Origin of the sequence: Roseiterribacter gracilis, assembly GCA_018332375.1 — a bacterium.
Lineage (GTDB): Bacteria > Pseudomonadota > Alphaproteobacteria > BOG-932 > Roseiterribacteraceae > Roseiterribacter > Roseiterribacter gracilis.
The window spans coordinates 615,938-630,847 of sequence record BOPV01000001.1 but is presented as its reverse complement, the minus strand read 5'-3'; the positions used below and the strand labels follow the sequence as shown (position 1 = coordinate 630,847).

The 14,910-nt window shown below is 63.2% G+C and carries 17 protein-coding genes and 4 tRNA genes; 8 read left to right on the top strand and 13 right to left on the bottom strand.

Annotated elements, in window-relative coordinates:
* Window positions 1-30: 30 nt before the first annotated feature.
* The gene (locus TMPK1_RS03115) at window positions 31-453 is read left to right on the top strand and encodes an ester cyclase (RefSeq protein ID WP_420241360.1); all 423 of its coding nucleotides are present in this window, start codon (window positions 31-33) and stop codon (window positions 451-453) included.
* Here the strand turns inward: TMPK1_RS03115 and TMPK1_RS03110 are convergent.
* The 5 genes from TMPK1_RS03110 to TMPK1_RS03090 form a co-directional block, all read right to left on the bottom strand.
* On the bottom strand, window positions 450-3,095 hold the full coding sequence (locus TMPK1_RS03110; protein ID WP_420241359.1) for a valine--tRNA ligase: 2,646 nt from the start codon (window positions 3,093-3,095) through the stop codon (window positions 450-452). The genes TMPK1_RS03115 and TMPK1_RS03110 overlap by 4 nt on opposite strands.
* Before the next feature lie 117 nt (window positions 3,096-3,212).
* Entirely contained in the window at window positions 3,213-3,749 is a 537-nt protein-coding gene (locus tag TMPK1_RS03105; RefSeq protein ID WP_420241358.1) for a DUF2497 domain-containing protein, read from the bottom strand.
* A 122-nt stretch (window positions 3,750-3,871) separates the two neighbouring features.
* The gene (locus tag TMPK1_RS03100; RefSeq protein ID WP_420241357.1) at window positions 3,872-5,263 is read right to left on the bottom strand and encodes a TolC family outer membrane protein; all 1,392 of its coding nucleotides are present in this window, start codon (window positions 5,261-5,263) and stop codon (window positions 3,872-3,874) included.
* A gap of 24 nt (window positions 5,264-5,287) precedes the next feature.
* Window positions 5,288-5,608, bottom strand: a complete 321-nt coding sequence (locus TMPK1_RS03095) for a rhodanese-like domain-containing protein (protein WP_420241356.1) — start codon at window positions 5,606-5,608, stop codon at window positions 5,288-5,290.
* Window positions 5,605-6,267: a protein-L-isoaspartate O-methyltransferase family protein gene (locus tag TMPK1_RS03090; protein ID WP_420241355.1), complete on the bottom strand. Its 663-nt coding sequence runs from the start codon at window positions 6,265-6,267 to the stop codon at window positions 5,605-5,607. The genes TMPK1_RS03095 and TMPK1_RS03090 overlap by 4 nt, the downstream gene beginning before the upstream one ends.
* Window positions 6,268-6,517: 250 nt before the next feature.
* Here TMPK1_RS03090 and TMPK1_RS03085 point away from each other — a divergent pair.
* Both TMPK1_RS03085 and TMPK1_RS03080 read left to right on the top strand, forming a co-directional pair.
* Window positions 6,518-6,591, top strand: a tRNA-Cys gene (locus tag TMPK1_RS03085).
* 72 nt (window positions 6,592-6,663) lie between these two features.
* Window positions 6,664-6,738, top strand: a tRNA-Asn gene (locus tag TMPK1_RS03080).
* A 107-nt stretch (window positions 6,739-6,845) separates the two neighbouring features.
* Here TMPK1_RS03080 and TMPK1_RS03075 read toward each other — a convergent pair.
* Window positions 6,846-7,232 carry a RidA family protein gene (locus tag TMPK1_RS03075; RefSeq protein WP_420241354.1) on the bottom strand — a complete coding sequence of 129 codons (387 nt, stop codon included), beginning with the start codon at window positions 7,230-7,232 and terminating at the stop codon, window positions 6,846-6,848.
* A 32-nt stretch (window positions 7,233-7,264) separates the two neighbouring features.
* Between TMPK1_RS03075 and TMPK1_RS03070 the strand changes: the two genes are divergently transcribed.
* From TMPK1_RS03070 to TMPK1_RS03055, 4 genes are read left to right on the top strand one after another with little or no spacing between them, the layout of a single operon-like run.
* Window positions 7,265-7,906, top strand: coding sequence for an NUDIX domain-containing protein (locus TMPK1_RS03070; protein WP_420241353.1), 642 nt, complete (start codon window positions 7,265-7,267; stop codon window positions 7,904-7,906).
* Window positions 7,907-7,935: 29 nt separating this feature from the next.
* On the top strand, window positions 7,936-8,796 hold the full coding sequence (sseA, locus tag TMPK1_RS03065) for a 3-mercaptopyruvate sulfurtransferase (protein ID WP_420241352.1): 861 nt from the start codon (window positions 7,936-7,938) through the stop codon (window positions 8,794-8,796).
* Entirely contained in the window at window positions 8,793-9,971 is a 1,179-nt protein-coding gene (metC, locus tag TMPK1_RS03060; RefSeq protein ID WP_420241351.1) for a cystathionine beta-lyase, read from the top strand. The genes sseA and metC overlap by 4 nt, the downstream gene beginning before the upstream one ends.
* Window positions 9,972-9,999: 28 nt before the next feature.
* Window positions 10,000-10,371, top strand: coding sequence for a hypothetical protein (locus TMPK1_RS03055; RefSeq protein WP_420241350.1), 372 nt, complete (start codon window positions 10,000-10,002; stop codon window positions 10,369-10,371).
* 20 nt (window positions 10,372-10,391) lie between these two features.
* Here the strand turns inward: TMPK1_RS03055 and TMPK1_RS03050 are convergent.
* From TMPK1_RS03050 to TMPK1_RS03040, 3 genes are all read right to left on the bottom strand, one after another.
* Window positions 10,392-10,468, bottom strand: a tRNA-Arg gene (locus TMPK1_RS03050).
* Between the two features lie 16 nt (window positions 10,469-10,484).
* Window positions 10,485-10,784, bottom strand: coding sequence for an ETC complex I subunit (locus TMPK1_RS03045; RefSeq protein WP_420241349.1), 300 nt, complete (start codon window positions 10,782-10,784; stop codon window positions 10,485-10,487).
* Window positions 10,785-10,804: 20 nt separating this feature from the next.
* A tRNA-Pro gene (locus TMPK1_RS03040) sits at window positions 10,805-10,881 on the bottom strand.
* Between the two features lie 66 nt (window positions 10,882-10,947).
* On the opposite strand from TMPK1_RS03040, the gene TMPK1_RS03035 reads away from it, so the two are divergent.
* Window positions 10,948-11,613: an O-methyltransferase gene (locus tag TMPK1_RS03035; protein WP_420241347.1), complete on the top strand. Its 666-nt coding sequence runs from the start codon at window positions 10,948-10,950 to the stop codon at window positions 11,611-11,613.
* Here TMPK1_RS03035 and TMPK1_RS03030 read toward each other — a convergent pair.
* Genes TMPK1_RS03030 through TMPK1_RS03015 form a run of 4 tightly spaced genes read right to left on the bottom strand, consistent with a single transcriptional unit; the run spans window position 11,610 to window position 14,892 of the window.
* A complete protein-coding gene (locus TMPK1_RS03030; RefSeq protein ID WP_420241345.1) occupies window positions 11,610-11,999 on the bottom strand; it encodes a carboxymuconolactone decarboxylase family protein in 390 nt (129 codons plus the stop codon). The two genes, TMPK1_RS03035 and TMPK1_RS03030, sit on opposite strands and share 4 nt — an antisense overlap.
* Before the next feature lie 12 nt (window positions 12,000-12,011).
* A complete protein-coding gene (locus TMPK1_RS03025) occupies window positions 12,012-12,455 on the bottom strand; it encodes a DUF192 domain-containing protein (RefSeq protein WP_420241344.1) in 444 nt (147 codons plus the stop codon).
* Window positions 12,446-13,573 (bottom strand): acetoin utilization protein AcuC, encoded by a 1,128-nt coding sequence (locus tag TMPK1_RS03020; protein ID WP_420241343.1) that lies wholly within the window; start codon window positions 13,571-13,573, stop codon window positions 12,446-12,448. Before TMPK1_RS03020 ends, TMPK1_RS03025 begins: the two co-directional genes overlap by 10 nt.
* A complete protein-coding gene (locus tag TMPK1_RS03015; protein ID WP_420241342.1) occupies window positions 13,570-14,892 on the bottom strand; it encodes a sodium:proton antiporter in 1,323 nt (440 codons plus the stop codon). Before TMPK1_RS03015 ends, TMPK1_RS03020 begins: the two co-directional genes overlap by 4 nt.
* Window positions 14,893-14,910: the final 18 nt, after the last annotated feature.

Genomic DNA, 14,910 nt, shown 5'->3' with positions numbered 1-14,910 from the left:
CGTCATCACGGTGGCGCGATGGAGTTGCATATGACCGATGCCGTTACCGTCGTGCGTGGCTTTCTCGACGACGTGCGTTCGGGCCGCGCGCCGGATCACGCCAATCGTTACATGGCCGCGTCGGTGCGCGCGCATCAGATCGAATCGGAAGGTGAAACGACGGTGCTGCGCACGCCCGCCGATTACGCCGCGCATGTACGCGAATTTCTCGACGCTTTCGGCGCCTTCACGCTCGAAGTCACCGAATGTTTCGGCGCTGGCGACAAGGTCTATGCGCGCTGGCGCCAGACCGGCCGCCATCTCGCTTCGCTGAATGGCGAAACACCAACGGGGGCGCCGCTGATCTCGATCGCGTCCTGCGTCTATCGCGTCGAAGACGGCCGCATCGCCGAATATTGGATCCAGGTCGAACGCAAAGGTATGGAGCTGCAGCTCGAACGGCTGGCGGCTTAAGCCGCCGCCAGCATCTTCAACGCATCTTCCAGCTTGCTGCGCGCCGCGTCAGCATCGCTGCGTCGTTCACGCAGCTCGTCGACGACTTCTTCCGGCGCGCGTTCGACGAAGCTCGCATTGCCTAACTTCTGATCCATCTTCCCGATCTCGGCGACCAGCTTGCTGACTTCTTTTTCCAGCCGCACACGTTCGGCTGCGACGTCGATCAGATCGGCAATCGGCAACACGACCGTCGCTTCGTCGAGCACGAGCTGGATCGACCCAGCCGGCACCGCCGCCGCGACTGTCGCTTCACTGATCCGCGCCAGACGCTGCAAGATCGGTTGATAGCGGTCGAGACGCACGCGCGCCGCGTCGTTGGCGCCGACCAGCAACAGCGGCGGTTTGGCCGACACCGGCACGTTCATGTCGGACCGGGCGCTACGCACCAATTCGATCAGACGGATCAGCCAATCGATTTCGGTTTTCGCCGCCTGATCGACCAGACGGTCGGACACGACCGGCCACGGCGCCGTCAGCAAGGTGCTCTCGGTGCCGACCAAGGCGTCGTAGAGTTCTTCGGTTACGAACGGCATCACCGGATTCAGCAACGCCAAAAGCTGCTGCAACACCCAGGCCGTCACCGCACGCGTTTCATCGCGCGCAGCAACGTCGTCCCCCGCCAGCATCGGCTTGGCGAGTTCGAGCCACCAATCGCAGAACGTGCCCCAGGCGAACTGGTAGAGCGCCAAAGCTGCCTGGTCGAAGCGAAATTCTTCGAGCGCCTGGCTGGCGCGCGCGGCTGCAAGCGCGGTTTCGCCGACGATCCATTTCGCCGTCGTGCCTTGCACCTTCGACGGATCGAAGCCCGCGACCGGGCGGCATTCATTCATCAGGCAAAAGCGCGTTGCGTTCCATAGCTTGGTCGCAAAATTGCGCCCGCCTTCGACGCGGCTTTCGCCCAGCTTCACGTCGCGGCCCTGGCCCGCCATCGACACCAGCGTATAGCGCAGCGCGTCGGTGCCGAACTTGTCGACCAGACTCAACGGGTCGATCACGTTGCCTTTCGACTTCGACATTTTCTGGCCGCGCTCGTCGCGCACCAGCGCGTGGATGTAGACGGTGCGGAACGGCACCTCTTTCATCACGTAGAGCCCCATCATCATCATCCGGGCGACCCAGAAGAAGATGATGTCGAAGCCAGTGATCAGAACGTCAGTCGGATAGAAGGTTTCGAGTTCTTTCGTCTTGTCCGGCCAACCCAAGGTCGAGAACGGCCACAGGCCTGACGAGAACCAGGTGTCGAGAACGTCGTCATCGCGTTTCAGCTCGACGTCGCGCCCGTGCAGCGCGCGCGCAGCGGCAAGCGCCTCGTCTTCGGTTTCCTCGACGAAGACGTTGCCGTCGACGTCGTACCAAGCCGGAATGCGATGGCCCCACCAGATTTGCCGGCTGACGCACCACGGCTGGATGTTCCGCATCCACTCGTAATAGGTCTTGGTCCAGTTGCTGGGGACGAACTTCGTCCGCCCATCTTCAACCGCACGGGTCGCTTCGATCGCAAGCTTCGGTGCGTCGACATACCATTGGTCCGTCAGCCACGGCTCGACCGCAACGCCGGACCGGTCGCCGGTCGGCAAGGTCTGGTCGTGCGGCTCGACTTTGTCGAGCAGGCCCAGCTCTTCAAATTCGGCGACGACCTTTTTGCGCGCGTCGTACCGGTCGAGCCCGCGGAAACGTTCCGGCACGCTTTCGTCGTCGATGATCGCAGCGTTGCGATCCATCACGTTGATCAGCGGCAGGCTGTGCCGTTTGCCGACTTCAAAGTCGTTGAAGTCGTGCGCCGGCGTGATTTTGACGGCGCCCGAGCCGGTTTCTGGATCAGCATATTCGTCGCCGACGATCGGAATGCGGCGTCCGACCAACGGCAAGATCACATGCTTGCCGATAATATCCTTGTAGCGTTCGTCGTCGGGATGCACCGCGACCGCAACGTCGCCCAGCATCGTTTCCGGACGCGTCGTCGCAACGACGATGTAGCGATCGGACTCGCCTTCGATCGGATAGCGCAGATGCCAAAGATTGCCTTTGGTCGGGCGCTGTTCGACTTCGAGATCCGAGATCGCGGTGTGCAGCTTGGGATCCCAGTTCACCAGGCGCTTGTCGCGATAGAGCAAGCCGTCGCGATGCAGCTGCACGAAGACTTTGACGACGGCGCGCGACAGGCCCTCGTCCATCGTGAAGCGTTCGCGGCTCCAATCCGGCGACGCACCAAGCCGGCGCAGCTGGCGCGTAATCGTGCCGCCGCTCTCGGCTTTCCATTCCCAGACTTTGTCGATGAACTCGTCGCGACCAAAATTGTGGCGCGTCATGTTCTGCGCGGCGAGCTGGCGCTCGACCACCATCTGCGTCGCGATCCCGGCGTGATCGGTGCCCGGCTGCCACAACGTCTTGCGGCCCTGCATGCGGCGCCAACGCGTCAGCACGTCCTGCAACGTCATGTTGAGCGCGTGACCGATATGCAGCGATCCGGTCACGTTCGGCGGCGGCATCATCACCGAAAAGGGCGCGCCCTCACCGGTTGGTTTGAAAGCACCGCTCGCTTCCCAGCGCTCGTACCGTTTCCGCTCAACCGCGGCGGGATCGAAAGTCTTGTCCAACATGGTGACGCACCTTGAAGCAACGACGGGCGGCTGAGGCAAGCAATGCCGACAGCACAGCCCAAAACGACGAAGGCCCGCACGAGGCGGGCCTTCTGAGATCGATATGCCGACTGAGGGTTAGACGCCCTCGGCCTCGCGACTCATCCGGCGCAGCTCGCGCTCGACCAGACGCTCGACGATCGGCGGCAGATGCGTATCCAGCCAATCCTTGAGCATCGGGCGCAGCATCTCGCGTACGACGCTTTCCAGCGAACGATGCGGGATCGGCAGCGGGTCGTCCGTCGAATCGGACGAGTTGTCGACCAGGCGGGCGAACTGATTGGTGGCCTGCGCCGCCGTCGGTTCGGAAACCAAACGATCGTCGTACTGCTGATGCTGGCGCGGCTGTTGATACACAGCAGCGGCAGCGGCCATTGCAACGCCGGCGGCAGCCATCGGAGCGGCAGCGGCAGCCATCGACGGCGGCGGCGCCATCGCTGGCATCGGTTCCGGCTCGGGCGGCGCCTCTTCGACGCGCTCGGTCAGATCCAGCACTTCTTCGTTGGCCGCACCCGCCGCCTGGGCGTTCGGGTCGTCATCGTCCGAGATGATCCGGCGAATCGAGGCCAGGATCTCTTCGATGGACGGTTCCGCTTGCGGGCGCGTGTCGCTCATCCTGAGGTCGCTTTTTTATGTCTGAACGTCGGCGACCCTAGCCCCGACTGGTTAAGGAAATCAAACCGCTTGATGGGGGTCCTACCCCAAAAACTCGGCTTTCCTCTGTATTTAACGCGACCTCACTCGCCGATATCGGTACCGAACAGCTTGTTCTTCACCCGGTCGTAGTTCCGGTTGGCGTCGTAATAGGCAACGGCCAGTCCGAGATCCGGTCCGGTGAGTCGGCCAATCGCGGCGAGCAGCTGGAATGCTGCGACCTGCTCGTCATGCTGCACGCGGACGAGATCCGTCTGCGCATTCAACGCTTCCTGCTCGGCATCCAACGTATCCAGCACGGTCTTCGAACCGACCAGCGCTTCCTGACGCGTGCCTTCGAGCGCCAGATTGGCCGCTTCGACCTGCGTCTTGCGCGAAACGATGGCCGCGCGTGAGGCCTGCAGTCCTTCCCAGGCGCGAATCGCGTTTTCGCGCGCGAGGCGCTTCTGGCTTTCAAGTTCGAGCAACCGCTGGCCGGTCTGCTGTTTCGCCTGGCGCACCTGGCTCGACACCAGACCGCCCGAATAAAGCTGCCACGTCGCCTGCACGCCGAACGTCGCATTGTCGGTGCGCGCGATCGGGGCGCTCAGCGGGTTGCCGGTATTGCCCGCCCAGTTGCGCGACACCGTACCGACTGCGTTCACCTGCGGCAGACGCGAACCGTTGATGTCGTCGATATTGTCGCGCGAAGCGCGCTCGGCATATTCCGCCGCAAGCACGTTGGGATTCTGCGTCTCCGCCAATTCGACCGCTTCTTCGAGCGACTTCGGCAGCGGGAACGTGAAGTTCTCCTGCACGATTTTCTTCGGGAATTCGCCGACCACGCGCTGGTACGTCGCGCGGCTGGCGTTCAACTGTCCGGCAGCCGTGATCTTGTCGGCCGTGGCGCGGCTGAAGCGCGATTCGGAAAGACTCACGTCGGTGCGCGTAATTTCGCCGACACGAAAACGATCGCGGCTCGCCTGCAACTGGCGCTGCAGGTTGGATTCGTTGTTCCGGTTGAGCTCCAGCACGGCCTGATCGCGCGCGACGTCGAGATACGAAGTCGCAGCCGCAAGTAAAACTTGTTGCTCGGTCGCCTTCAACGACTGGCGTTGCTGCTGAACGCTGTTCGAAGCGCGGCTGATCTGGGCAGCGGTACGCCCACCGCGAAACAGCGGTTGCACGATCTGCACCGCAACCGACTGGCCGCTGTTCCAGAAACGGAACCGCTGATGCGTCGCGTCACCACCCAAAATTTCATTGGTGTAGCTGCGCTGCGCGTTCGCGCTGAGCGTCACGGTCGGACGCCATCCGGCCTGCGCCTGGGGCACCAGTTCGTCGGTTGCACGCAACAACGCACGCGCCGAATCGAGATCAGGGTTGCGCGCGTACGACATCGCCAACGCTTCCTGCAGCGTCTCTGCCGATGCCGGAATCGATACGAGCAGGCCGGTCGTCAGCACGGCCGAGAGAATCGCTTTATGCAGCTTCACGGGATCAGGTCCTTCTTGTCGCTGTCAGTAGCGCGGCATCGACGGGTCGATGTTGCGCGCCCAGGAATCGACCCCGCCGTCGAGATTGACGGCAGACGTGAAACCCTGACCGCGCAGCCACGTCGTTGCATGGGCGCTACGGCCGCCGTGATGACACACCACCACCAGCGAACCTTCGTTGGGAATTTCGGCGCTACGCGCTTCAAGTTGCGCCAGCGGAACGTTGACGCTGCCCGGGATCGACGCGATCGCGACCTCCCACGGCTCGCGCACGTCGATGATTGCGAACGTCTCGCCGGCATCACGCCGACGCTTCAATTCGTCGACTTCGATCGCGGGAATCACAGCGAGAATTCCTGGCCGCGCTCGAAGCCCGGCAGCACCGGGGTGCCGGCATCGAACAAGACGCGCGTCGACAGCGCACCGCCGTCGCGTTCGCGCAGAATGGCGCGGCCCAGCGTGCCGTTTTCACGGCGCACGGTCACAAGCCGGCCCGATTCGGCGAGCTGCGCATCCAGCGCCGCGGGAATTTGTTCGACCGCGCCGTCGATCAGGATCACGTCGAACGGCGCGGCATCCGCGGCACCGTCAACCAGCGCGCCCTGGCGCAACGTCACGTTGGTCACGTGGGCGAGTTGCATGCGCGCTTGTGCAAGCAGCGCTGCATCCTGTTCGACCACAATCACGGAGCTGACCAGCCGCGCCAGAATCGCGGCCGAATAGCCGCTGCCGCCGCCGATGATCAGCGCGCGTTCGGTTGGACGCGGCAGCGCCGCTTGCAGCAAACGCGCAAGCACGGCGGGTTCGGTCAGATAGCGGCCGCCACCGAATGACAGCGTTTCGTCGACATACGCGACGTCGCGAAAACGCGTGGGCGCAAACGATTCTCGCGGCACATCGAGGAACGCCGCGAGGATGGCGATGTCGGTGACTTTGTTGGGACGGATCTGCCCGTCGACCATATTGGTGCGGGCAGTCGCGAGACGCGCGTCGGAAACTTGCATGGTGGTCGCTGCAACCTGCTCGGGAAGGCACGGCACGTATAGTCCGCGCTCTGCGCCCGGACAATCGGCCCGCTGCCTCCGTGTTGGTGACGAAGCGTGCCGTTCTGAGGGCCGGACCCTACCCGCGCCATCTGTCCCGGGGCAACTGAAAGTGAACGATCCAGTTCAGCGCGGGGAGCAGGGCTGGCGCGCGCTTTGCCCCCTTCTTGACCATGGGGGGTCGAACCATCAGATTGCGCGGCCTTCACGGGGCGCGGTGGCGGAGTGGTCACGCAGAGGACTGCAAATCCTCGTACACCGGTTCGATTCCGGTCCGCGCCTCCACGTGAAATGGCTCGTCGATCGAATGGGTAGAATCGCTAAAGGCGCTCTGATATAGACCGCGCCTCGCGTTGATCCCGGGTAGCTCAGTGGTAGAGCAGGCGGCTGTTAACCGCCCGGTCGTTGGTTCGAGTCCGACCCCGGGAGCCATTTTGAAAAGGCCCGCTAAGTGAATGCTTAGCGGGCCTTTTCCTTATCTGCCGCATGACGCGCGACAAATTGTCGAGCAGTCCGCGGGGCGCGCACCGCGGGGCGAATCACGCAGCCGCGACGACCTCAATCTCGACCAGCCAATCCTCGACCAAGGTCGCGGCGACGATTGCCGTCGTCGGAATCAACCGTCCGCCCAGCGCGCGCACGCGCGCTGCCGCATTGGCCTCGGCATAGGACGGGTCGCGCAGATAGCTGGTCAGGCGGACGATATTGTCGACGGTCATGCCGGCGCTGCCGAGAATCACAGCGATATTCGACCAGATCAGCTCGAGCTGCCGTTCCAGCGTCGCGCCCGCGACGCCGTTCTGCTCCAACCCCATCGTGCCGCTGACAAACAAGAGCCGTTGCGGCCCCTGCACTTCCATCGCGTGCACATAATCCTGCGTCGCCGGGTAGATTCCGGATGTCGGGCTGTGCGGAACGAGTTTCATCGCCTGTCTTTCATCACGTGCTAGGAGCGGGCATGGCTGCCAATGATCCCAAATCCATCGGTACTGACGTCGAGATACTCGCGCGCGACGTTGCGTTCCAAGGCTATTTCCGCGTCGATCGCTGGCGTTTGCGGTTTCGCACCTTCGCCGGACCGATGAGCGCGCCGGTCGAGCGCGAAGTGTTCGAGCGCGGCCATGCCGTCGCAGTTCTGCCCTACGACCCCGTCGCTGATTCCGTGGTGCTGATCGAACAGTTTCGCGTCGGCGCGCTGGCCGCAGGACGCAAACAGCCGTGGTTGATCGAGATTGTCGCCGGCATTTGCGGCGACGACGAAGCGCGCGAAGAGGTCGCCCGCCGCGAAACCAAAGAAGAAACCGGCTGCGATCTCGGCCGCATCGAGCCGATCTGCGAATATCTGGTCAGCCCCGGCGGTACGTCGGAAAGCTGCGCCGTGTTCGTCGGCGAAATCGATTGCCGCCATGCCGGCGGCGTCCACGGGCTTGCCAACGAGCACGAAGATATCCGGACCCTCACCCTGCCCGCGGATGAAGCGATCGCGCGGCTCGATGACGGCACAATCGACAACGCCGTGACCATCATCGCGCTGCAATGGCTGGCCAGGGCCCGGCCGCGACTACGCCAGCGCTGGCTGCAATCATCGCGATCAGAGTAGCCTCACCGCCCGCCGCTCCGGAGTATCTCATGCAAGCGCTGGTTTCGACTGATTGGCTCGACACGCATCTGCGCGATGCCGACCTCGTTCTGCTCGATGCGAGCTCGAATTCGCCCGGCATGTCCGGGCCGCCGGTTCGCGAACGGTTTCTCGACGCGCATCTGCCAGGCGCGGCCTTCTTCGACATCGAAGAGATCAAAGACAAGAATTCGCCCTACCCGCACATGCTGCCGACCGAAGATGCGTTCGCGACATATGCCAGCGCGCTCGGCATCGGGCGCGATACGTTGGTGGTCGCCTACGATCAAAGCGGGATCGCATCGGCAGCAGCACGTTGCTGGTGGATGTTTCGCTTCTTCGGCCACGACCGCGTCGCGATCCTCGACGGCGGCATGCCGAAATGGCTGGCGGAAGGCCGCAAAACTGAACGCGGCGAAGCAGCCCAAGCCAAGCCGAGAAACTTCACTGCAACCGCGCGGCCCGCGCTGGTGCGCAGCATCAACGACGTCGCCAAGAACATTGCGTGCGGCGGCACGGAATTGCTGGTCGATGCGCGCTCGGCCGGACGGTTCGAAGCGACCGCGCCCGAGCCCTGGGCGAATGGACGCGCCGGTCACATTCCGGGCAGCGTCAACCTGCCCTTCACCGATCTGATCGATCCCAACACCAAGACGATGCTGCCGCGCGATCAGCTTGCGGCACGCCTTGCCAAGGCGGGCATCGAACCGAACCGTCCCATCATCGCCAGCTGCGGCAGCGGCGTCACTGCATGCGTGATCGCGCTGGCGTTGCATCTCGTGCATCACGAGAACGTTGCGGTGTTTGACGGGTCGTGGGCCGAATGGGGTTCGCGCACCGACCTGCCGCTCGAAACCGGCGCTGCGTCGTGACGTCGAACCTGTCGACGATCGCCGCGCACGCAGGCAGCGATCCGCAGGGACAGCACGGCGCCGTCAATACGCCGGTCTATCGCGCTTCGACGATTTTGTTTCCAACCCTGGCAGCATTGGAGCACGCATCGGCGACGCCGTTCGAAGGCGTGCGCTACGGCCGCAACGGAACACCGACGACGTTTGCGTTCGAACAAGCGATCGCCGCAATGGAAGGCGGTTGCGGTGCGGTCTCGTTGCCGTCGGGTGCGTCGGCGGTGTTCGTTGCGCTTCTGTCGGTTGGCGCACGCGCCGGCGATCATTTGCTGGTTGCTGACAATGTCTATGCGCCGACGCGAAATTTCTGCGACCGCGCGCTCGCCGCGTCAGGAGTCGAGACGACCTATTTCGATCCGCGCATCGGCAGCGGCATCGACGCGTTGATCCGCCCCACTACGCGCGCAATCGTGTTCGAGAGCCCGGGCAGCATCACGTTCGAAATTTGCGACGTGCCAGCCTTCGTCGCCGCCGCCAAGCCGCGCGGCATCGTGACGATCATCGACAATACCTGGGCGACGCCTGTGTTTTTCCGGCCGCTCGATCACGGCGTCGATATTTCGGTCATGGCCGCGACCAAATACGTCGTCGGCCACAGCGATGCCATGTTGGGCGTGATCTCTTGTCGTGACCAAGCACGATGGGAAACGGTGAAACGCACAGCGATGTTGTACGGCTACTGCGCCGGCCCCGACGAAGCGTATCTGGGCTTGCGCGGTTTGCGTTCGATGCCGGCGCGGCTGGTACAGCATCAGGCGACGGGATTGCAGCTCGCCGAATGGCTACAGACACAAAGCGAGGTGACGCGTGTGCTACACCCCGCTTTGCCCGGCGATCCCGGACATGCGCTGTGGAAGCGCGATTTTACGGGCGCGTCAGGGTTGTTTGGGATCGTGCTGGCGCCCGTGTCGCGCGCAGCCTTGGCGGCATTCGTCGACGGGCTGGCGATCTTCGGCATGGGATGGAGTTGGGGTGGACATGAATCGCTGATCGTCCCGTATCTTCGCCCGCCGACACGCACGGCAGTGCCCTGGACCGAGCCGGGGTTCCTGCTACGCATCCACGCCGGGTTGGAAGATGCAGGCGATCTGCGTCGTGATTTGGAAGCTGGATTCGAACGGCTGCGAAAAGCAGCGTGAGATGAGAACAGGGAAACGAGGAATGACGATGCGGACGATGTTGGCGGCGCTGGTTGCGCTGATGCTTCTTGGCGGTGCTGCAACGGCGCAAACGCAGCCGCAGCCGGCCCAGGCGCAAGAAACCGAGAAGCCGAAATTGCAGCGCACGGCACCGGGCTATCAGCGCGGCAATGAAAATCTGAGCTGCGGCGAACGCGAAGCGCGTTGCTACGATTCACGCGGCCTGTGCGAACGCTATTGCCAACCGCAACAGGCAAGCAAAGCCGACCCGCAATCGACCGGCGAATGTTTCTCGCGCTGCTCGCGCGGTGTGAAGCAATGTCTGGAAAAGCTGCCGGCCGAATGCAACGTCCTGACCGACAAGAATCCGCGTCCGCTGCCGAAGATCGAAGCGAAGTAAGCGGTGCTGCTGTGCTGCGCTGGCGACTCCGGTTGGACTTGAACCAACAACCGCCGGCTTAGAAGGCCGGTGCTCTATCCAGTTGAGCTACGGAGCCAGATGCGCAGCTTCAATTATTTGGAAGCGGGTGGCGGCTGGCGGAAATTGTCGGCGTAGCTTCTTGGCTTCACGCGACGCGCGTGCGGCTCTTCGACCGACCAGCCCCAGCCGTTCTTTTCGGCGAATCCGATTGCCAGCTCTTTCGTGTCGAAGCGCAGCTTGACCGAGTTCAACGTGTCGTTCGAAGAGGTCCAGCCCATCAGCGGCTCGGGACGACGCGCGGTCGGCAGCTCGTATTCCAGAAGCCAAGACGCAGTCACGGCGCGACCCGACTGCATTGCGCTCTTGGGCGGCTGATAAATGCGAACGTCCATTCCGTCCTCACCGAAGTAAATGGTCGGGGCGAGAGGATTCGAACCTCCGACCCTCTGCTCCCAAAGCAGATGCGCTACCAGGCTGCGCTACACCCCGAAACCAGCCGCTGCGTACACGATTGCCCCCGGTTGCGTCCAGCGACGGGCGGCTTAGCTTTGGCCCATGAGCCGTTCCTTCCTCGATTTCACGCCCGCGCTCGGCGCCTATCTCGACGCCCAGCTGCCGCCAGAACCGGCGGTGGAGGCCAGGCTTCGCGCCGAAACCGCGGTGTTGGGCGAGCGGTCGCGCATGCAGATCGGCCCCGACCAGGCGCAGCTGATGCGGCTTCTGGTCCTTGCCTTCCAGGCCAGGCGGATCGTCGAAATCGGGACCTTCACCGGCTACAGCGCGCTGATCATGGCCGGTGCCATGCCGACGGGCGGCAAGCTGATCACCTGCGACGTCGAAGAAGAAACCACCGCGATCGCGCATCGCTATTGGCGCGAAGCCGGCGTTGCCGACCGGATTGAATCGCGCCTCGGCCCCGCGATCGGCACGCTCGATGCAATGCTGGCGAAAGACGGCCCAAGTTCGATCGATCTCATCTTCATCGACGCCGACAAGCCGAGCTACGACGCCTATTACGAACGTTCGCTCAAACTTCTGCGCGTTGGCGGTCTGCTATTGATCGACAACACGTTGTGGTCGGGCAAAGTCGCCGATCCGTCCGCGCAGGACGAAAGCACCAGCGTCCTGCGCGCGCTGAATGAGAAAATCGCGCGCGATACGCGCGTCACCGCGTCGATTGTTCCGATCGGCGACGGGCTGACCGTCGCCGTGAAAAACTAGGCTTTCACGTCATCGGGCAACGACGCCAAAGCTTCCTTGGCGGCGCGGAACGAGTCGATCCCGGCCGGAATGCCGGCATAGACCGCGACCTGCAAAAGAACTTCGCGGATCTCGTCGCGTGTCACACCGTTGCGCAGCGCACCGACGACATGCAGCTTCAATTCATGCGGCCGGTTGAGCGTGCTGAGCATCGCCAGATTGACGATGCTGCGCAGTTTGGGCGGCAGCCCTTCCCGGCCCCAGATCGCGCCCCAGCAAAATTCGGTGGTCAATTCCTGCAGCGGGCGATTGAAGTCGTCGGCAGACGCCATCGACTTCTCGACATAGTCGTTGCCCAGCACGCGCTTGCGAATCTCGAGGCCGCGATCGAAGCGTTCCTTGTCCATCGCGCCTGCTCCTTATTTGAGGTCGGGCGATAGCAGCTTGTCACCGGCACGAATGCCGAGCTTCGCAGCAGTGCCACCAGGAAGTTCCAGCACGCCTTTGACGGCGCCTTTCGACGAACGCGACGTCAACGTTTCCGGCACGGCATTGGCTTCGATATTCACGATGCGGCCGTCGGTGTCGAAGAACACCATGTCGAGCGGGATCAGCGTGTTCTTCATCCACATCGACATCGGCCGCGCATCGCGATTGACGAACAACATGCCCGCGTCGGGCTTGAGGTCGGTGCGATACATCAGGCCCTGCGTCTGCTGCGCGGGCGTCAACGCAAGCTGCACGTTGAAGTGAAATTTCTGGCCGGCGGCCGTCTCGATATCGAGCGCGCTGGTGGGAAAGGATTCGGCCGCCATCGCAGGCAGCGTAGCGAGCATCATCAGCAAGGCGAAGATCAGGCGCATGGACGCGAACTCTCCATCAGGGCAACGGCATGGTGTAGCGCATCGCGGACCCGTCGCGGAACCGGCTCGGCGTCCGCCAAGGTGGTGAACCAATGGTCAGGCGGATCGCGCCCTTCGCGCCGGTTCCAGACCAAGGCGCGCAACACATCTTCGGCCGCTTCCGGCAGACGCGCCGGCGCGTCGTATCCGTTGAGCAGCCCCCAGATGCCCGTCCAGCAGCGCCCAACCGACCACGGATTATAGCCGCCGCCGCCCAGCACCAGCCGCCTGGGCGCCAAGGGAAGCAGACGTGCAATCGCGCGCCACAAAGCACGATTGCTGAGTTCGAGACGCGACAGCGGATCTTCGGTCAGACCGTCGGCGCCGCATTGCAGCACGATCACGTCAGGGTCGTGCTGTGTAACCGCGGGCACCAACACATGCGCGACCAGCAGATCGAGTTCGGCATCGTGAAAGCCCGGCGCCACCGCAACATTGCCCGCGGTTGCAGTGCGCCAACCGGTTGGTCCCGTCTTTGGCCAACGCCCCTCTTCATGCACCGACAGAGTCAAAACGCGATGGTCATCGACGAAGGCTTCTTCGACGCCGTCGCCGTGATGCGCGTCGAGATCGACATAGGCGATGCGTTCGGCGCCGCGATCCAGCAGATGCAGGATCGCCAACGCCGGATCGTTGAAATAACAGAAGCCCGACGCGCGATCGCGGCGCGCATGATGGGTGCCGCCGGCCGGATGATGCACCGTATCGGTGACGCCGTCGGCAAGCAGCGTTGCCGCCAACGCACTGCCGCCGGCGCTGGTGGCGGGCCGACGAAACATCTCGCCGAAAATCGGATTTTCGAGCTTGCCCAGATTGAACCGCTCGCGCCGGTCGGGATCGAGCGTCTGGTCGCGTTCGCCGTCGCGAATTGCCTGTACATACGCTGGATCATGAAACCGCGTCAGCTGCGCCTCGGTCGCGAGCGGGCTTTCGCGGAATTGCGCATCCGGCAGCCAACCCAAGGCGCGCGTCAGATCCAGCACGGTCGAGACTCGTGGAATCGCCAGTGGATGTTTGGCGCCGTAGCTCGACGCACGATAGATCTCGTGGCCCAGCAGAAGGGGCTTCTTCGCGGTCAAAAGAACACGAATGTCAGAAGGACGAACGCCGGCAGCAGCACCGCGCACGACCACCCAAGGAACGCGAAGAAGCTCGGCATCGCGACGCCACGCGCTTCGGCAATCGAACGCACCATGAAGTTCGGTGCGTTGCCGATATAGGTCATCGCGCCCATGAAGCAGGCGCCAGCCGAAAGCGCCGTCAACACGCGCGCCAGCTTTCCTTGCAACTGCACCGCATCACCGCCTGCCGCCTCGAAAAAGACGAGATAGGTTGGCGCATTGTCGAGCACGCTCGACAACAAGCCGGTGATCCAGAAATAGGCCGCGATACGCGGCTGGCCAGCCTCGTCGTTCAGCAGTGCCAAGGCCGGCGCGAACGGCCCGTCATGCTTGGCTTGCAGCATTGCAACCAGCGGCGCCAAGGTCAAAAACAAGCCGACAAACAGCAGCGCGACTTCGCGCATCGCCGCCCAATTGAACTCGTTCAACTCGCGCACACCGCGCGGCGTCAGCCACATCGACGCAAGTCCGAGCACAAACATACCGGCGACGCGCAACGCTTCTTCCAAGGTCAAAACGACCGGGCCGATTGGTACGGCGATACCGGTTGTAACGCTGCCTGAGACGACGACCACCGCCACGACGGCGAGCAGCAGGACCAAATTGATCGCGCCTTCGAGCAAAGGCCCGCCCGCATGCGACAGCCGCATCGGCGGCGACGCTTCCCGCCGTGCGTAATGACGATCGATCAACCAAAACACGACCAGCAGAAGCACCGACATGAACAGAACGGGCAGTGCCAGATGCTGCAGCGTCCACGCAAATCCGACGCCGTGCAGATAGCCGAGGAACAGCGGCGGACCGATTGGCGTTAGAGCGCCACCGACATTGCCAACCAGAAAGATAAAAAAGATCACGACGTGCGTCTGTTCGCGCCGCCAGGCGATTGCGCGCAGCAATGGCCGGATCAGCACGATCGCGGCGCCGGTCGTACCGATCAGCCCAGCCAGCAACGTGCCCAACGCCAGCAGCGCGGTGTTCGACGCCGGCAAACCCGACGGCGTACGCGTCAGGCGAATGCCGCCGCCAATCGCGTAGAGACTGCCGACGGCAACGATGAACGGCAGATAGTCACGGATCAGCGAGTCAAGAATGAGATGGCCGGCCTGTATCGCGCCGAATGCAAACGCCATTGGCAGCAGCAGAACCGCCATCCAGGCCAACGAAACAGTGCCGTAATGGCGATGCCAGAAGCGCGGGACTGCCATCGGAAGAATCGCGATCGACAGCAGCAGACCGATAAAGGGAACAGCCCAAATGGGCGTCAGCGATTCCATGTCTCTGTCGGTACTGGA

Excerpts from the sequence above, each read along its gene's own strand:
- TMPK1_RS03070 (WP_420241353.1), top strand. The coding sequence starts at position 7,265 with ATGGCTGCCAATGATCCCAAATCCATCGGTACTGACGTCGAGATACTC.
- TMPK1_RS03105 (WP_420241358.1), bottom strand. The coding sequence starts at position 3,749 with ATGAGCGACACGCGCCCGCAAGCGGAACCGTCCATCGAAGAGATCCTG.
- TMPK1_RS03030 (WP_420241345.1), bottom strand. The coding sequence starts at position 11,999 with ATGGACAAGGAACGCTTCGATCGCGGCCTCGAGATTCGCAAGCGCGTG.
- TMPK1_RS03025 (WP_420241344.1), bottom strand. The coding sequence starts at position 12,455 with ATGCGCCTGATCTTCGCCTTGCTGATGATGCTCGCTACGCTGCCTGCG.
- TMPK1_RS03015 (WP_420241342.1), bottom strand. The coding sequence starts at position 14,892 with ATGGAATCGCTGACGCCCATTTGGGCTGTTCCCTTTATCGGTCTGCTG.
- sseA (WP_420241352.1), top strand. The coding sequence starts at position 7,936 with ATGCAAGCGCTGGTTTCGACTGATTGGCTCGACACGCATCTGCGCGAT.
- TMPK1_RS03110 (WP_420241359.1), bottom strand. The coding sequence starts at position 3,095 with ATGTTGGACAAGACTTTCGATCCCGCCGCGGTTGAGCGGAAACGGTAC.
- TMPK1_RS03035 (WP_420241347.1), top strand. The coding sequence starts at position 10,948 with ATGAGCCGTTCCTTCCTCGATTTCACGCCCGCGCTCGGCGCCTATCTC.
- TMPK1_RS03045 (WP_420241349.1), bottom strand. The coding sequence starts at position 10,784 with ATGGACGTTCGCATTTATCAGCCGCCCAAGAGCGCAATGCAGTCGGGT.
- TMPK1_RS03075 (WP_420241354.1), bottom strand. The coding sequence starts at position 7,232 with ATGAAACTCGTTCCGCACAGCCCGACATCCGGAATCTACCCGGCGACG.
- TMPK1_RS03115 (WP_420241360.1), top strand. The coding sequence starts at position 31 with ATGACCGATGCCGTTACCGTCGTGCGTGGCTTTCTCGACGACGTGCGT.
- TMPK1_RS03055 (WP_420241350.1), top strand. The coding sequence starts at position 10,000 with ATGCGGACGATGTTGGCGGCGCTGGTTGCGCTGATGCTTCTTGGCGGT.
- TMPK1_RS03090 (WP_420241355.1), bottom strand. The coding sequence starts at position 6,267 with ATGCAAGTTTCCGACGCGCGTCTCGCGACTGCCCGCACCAATATGGTC.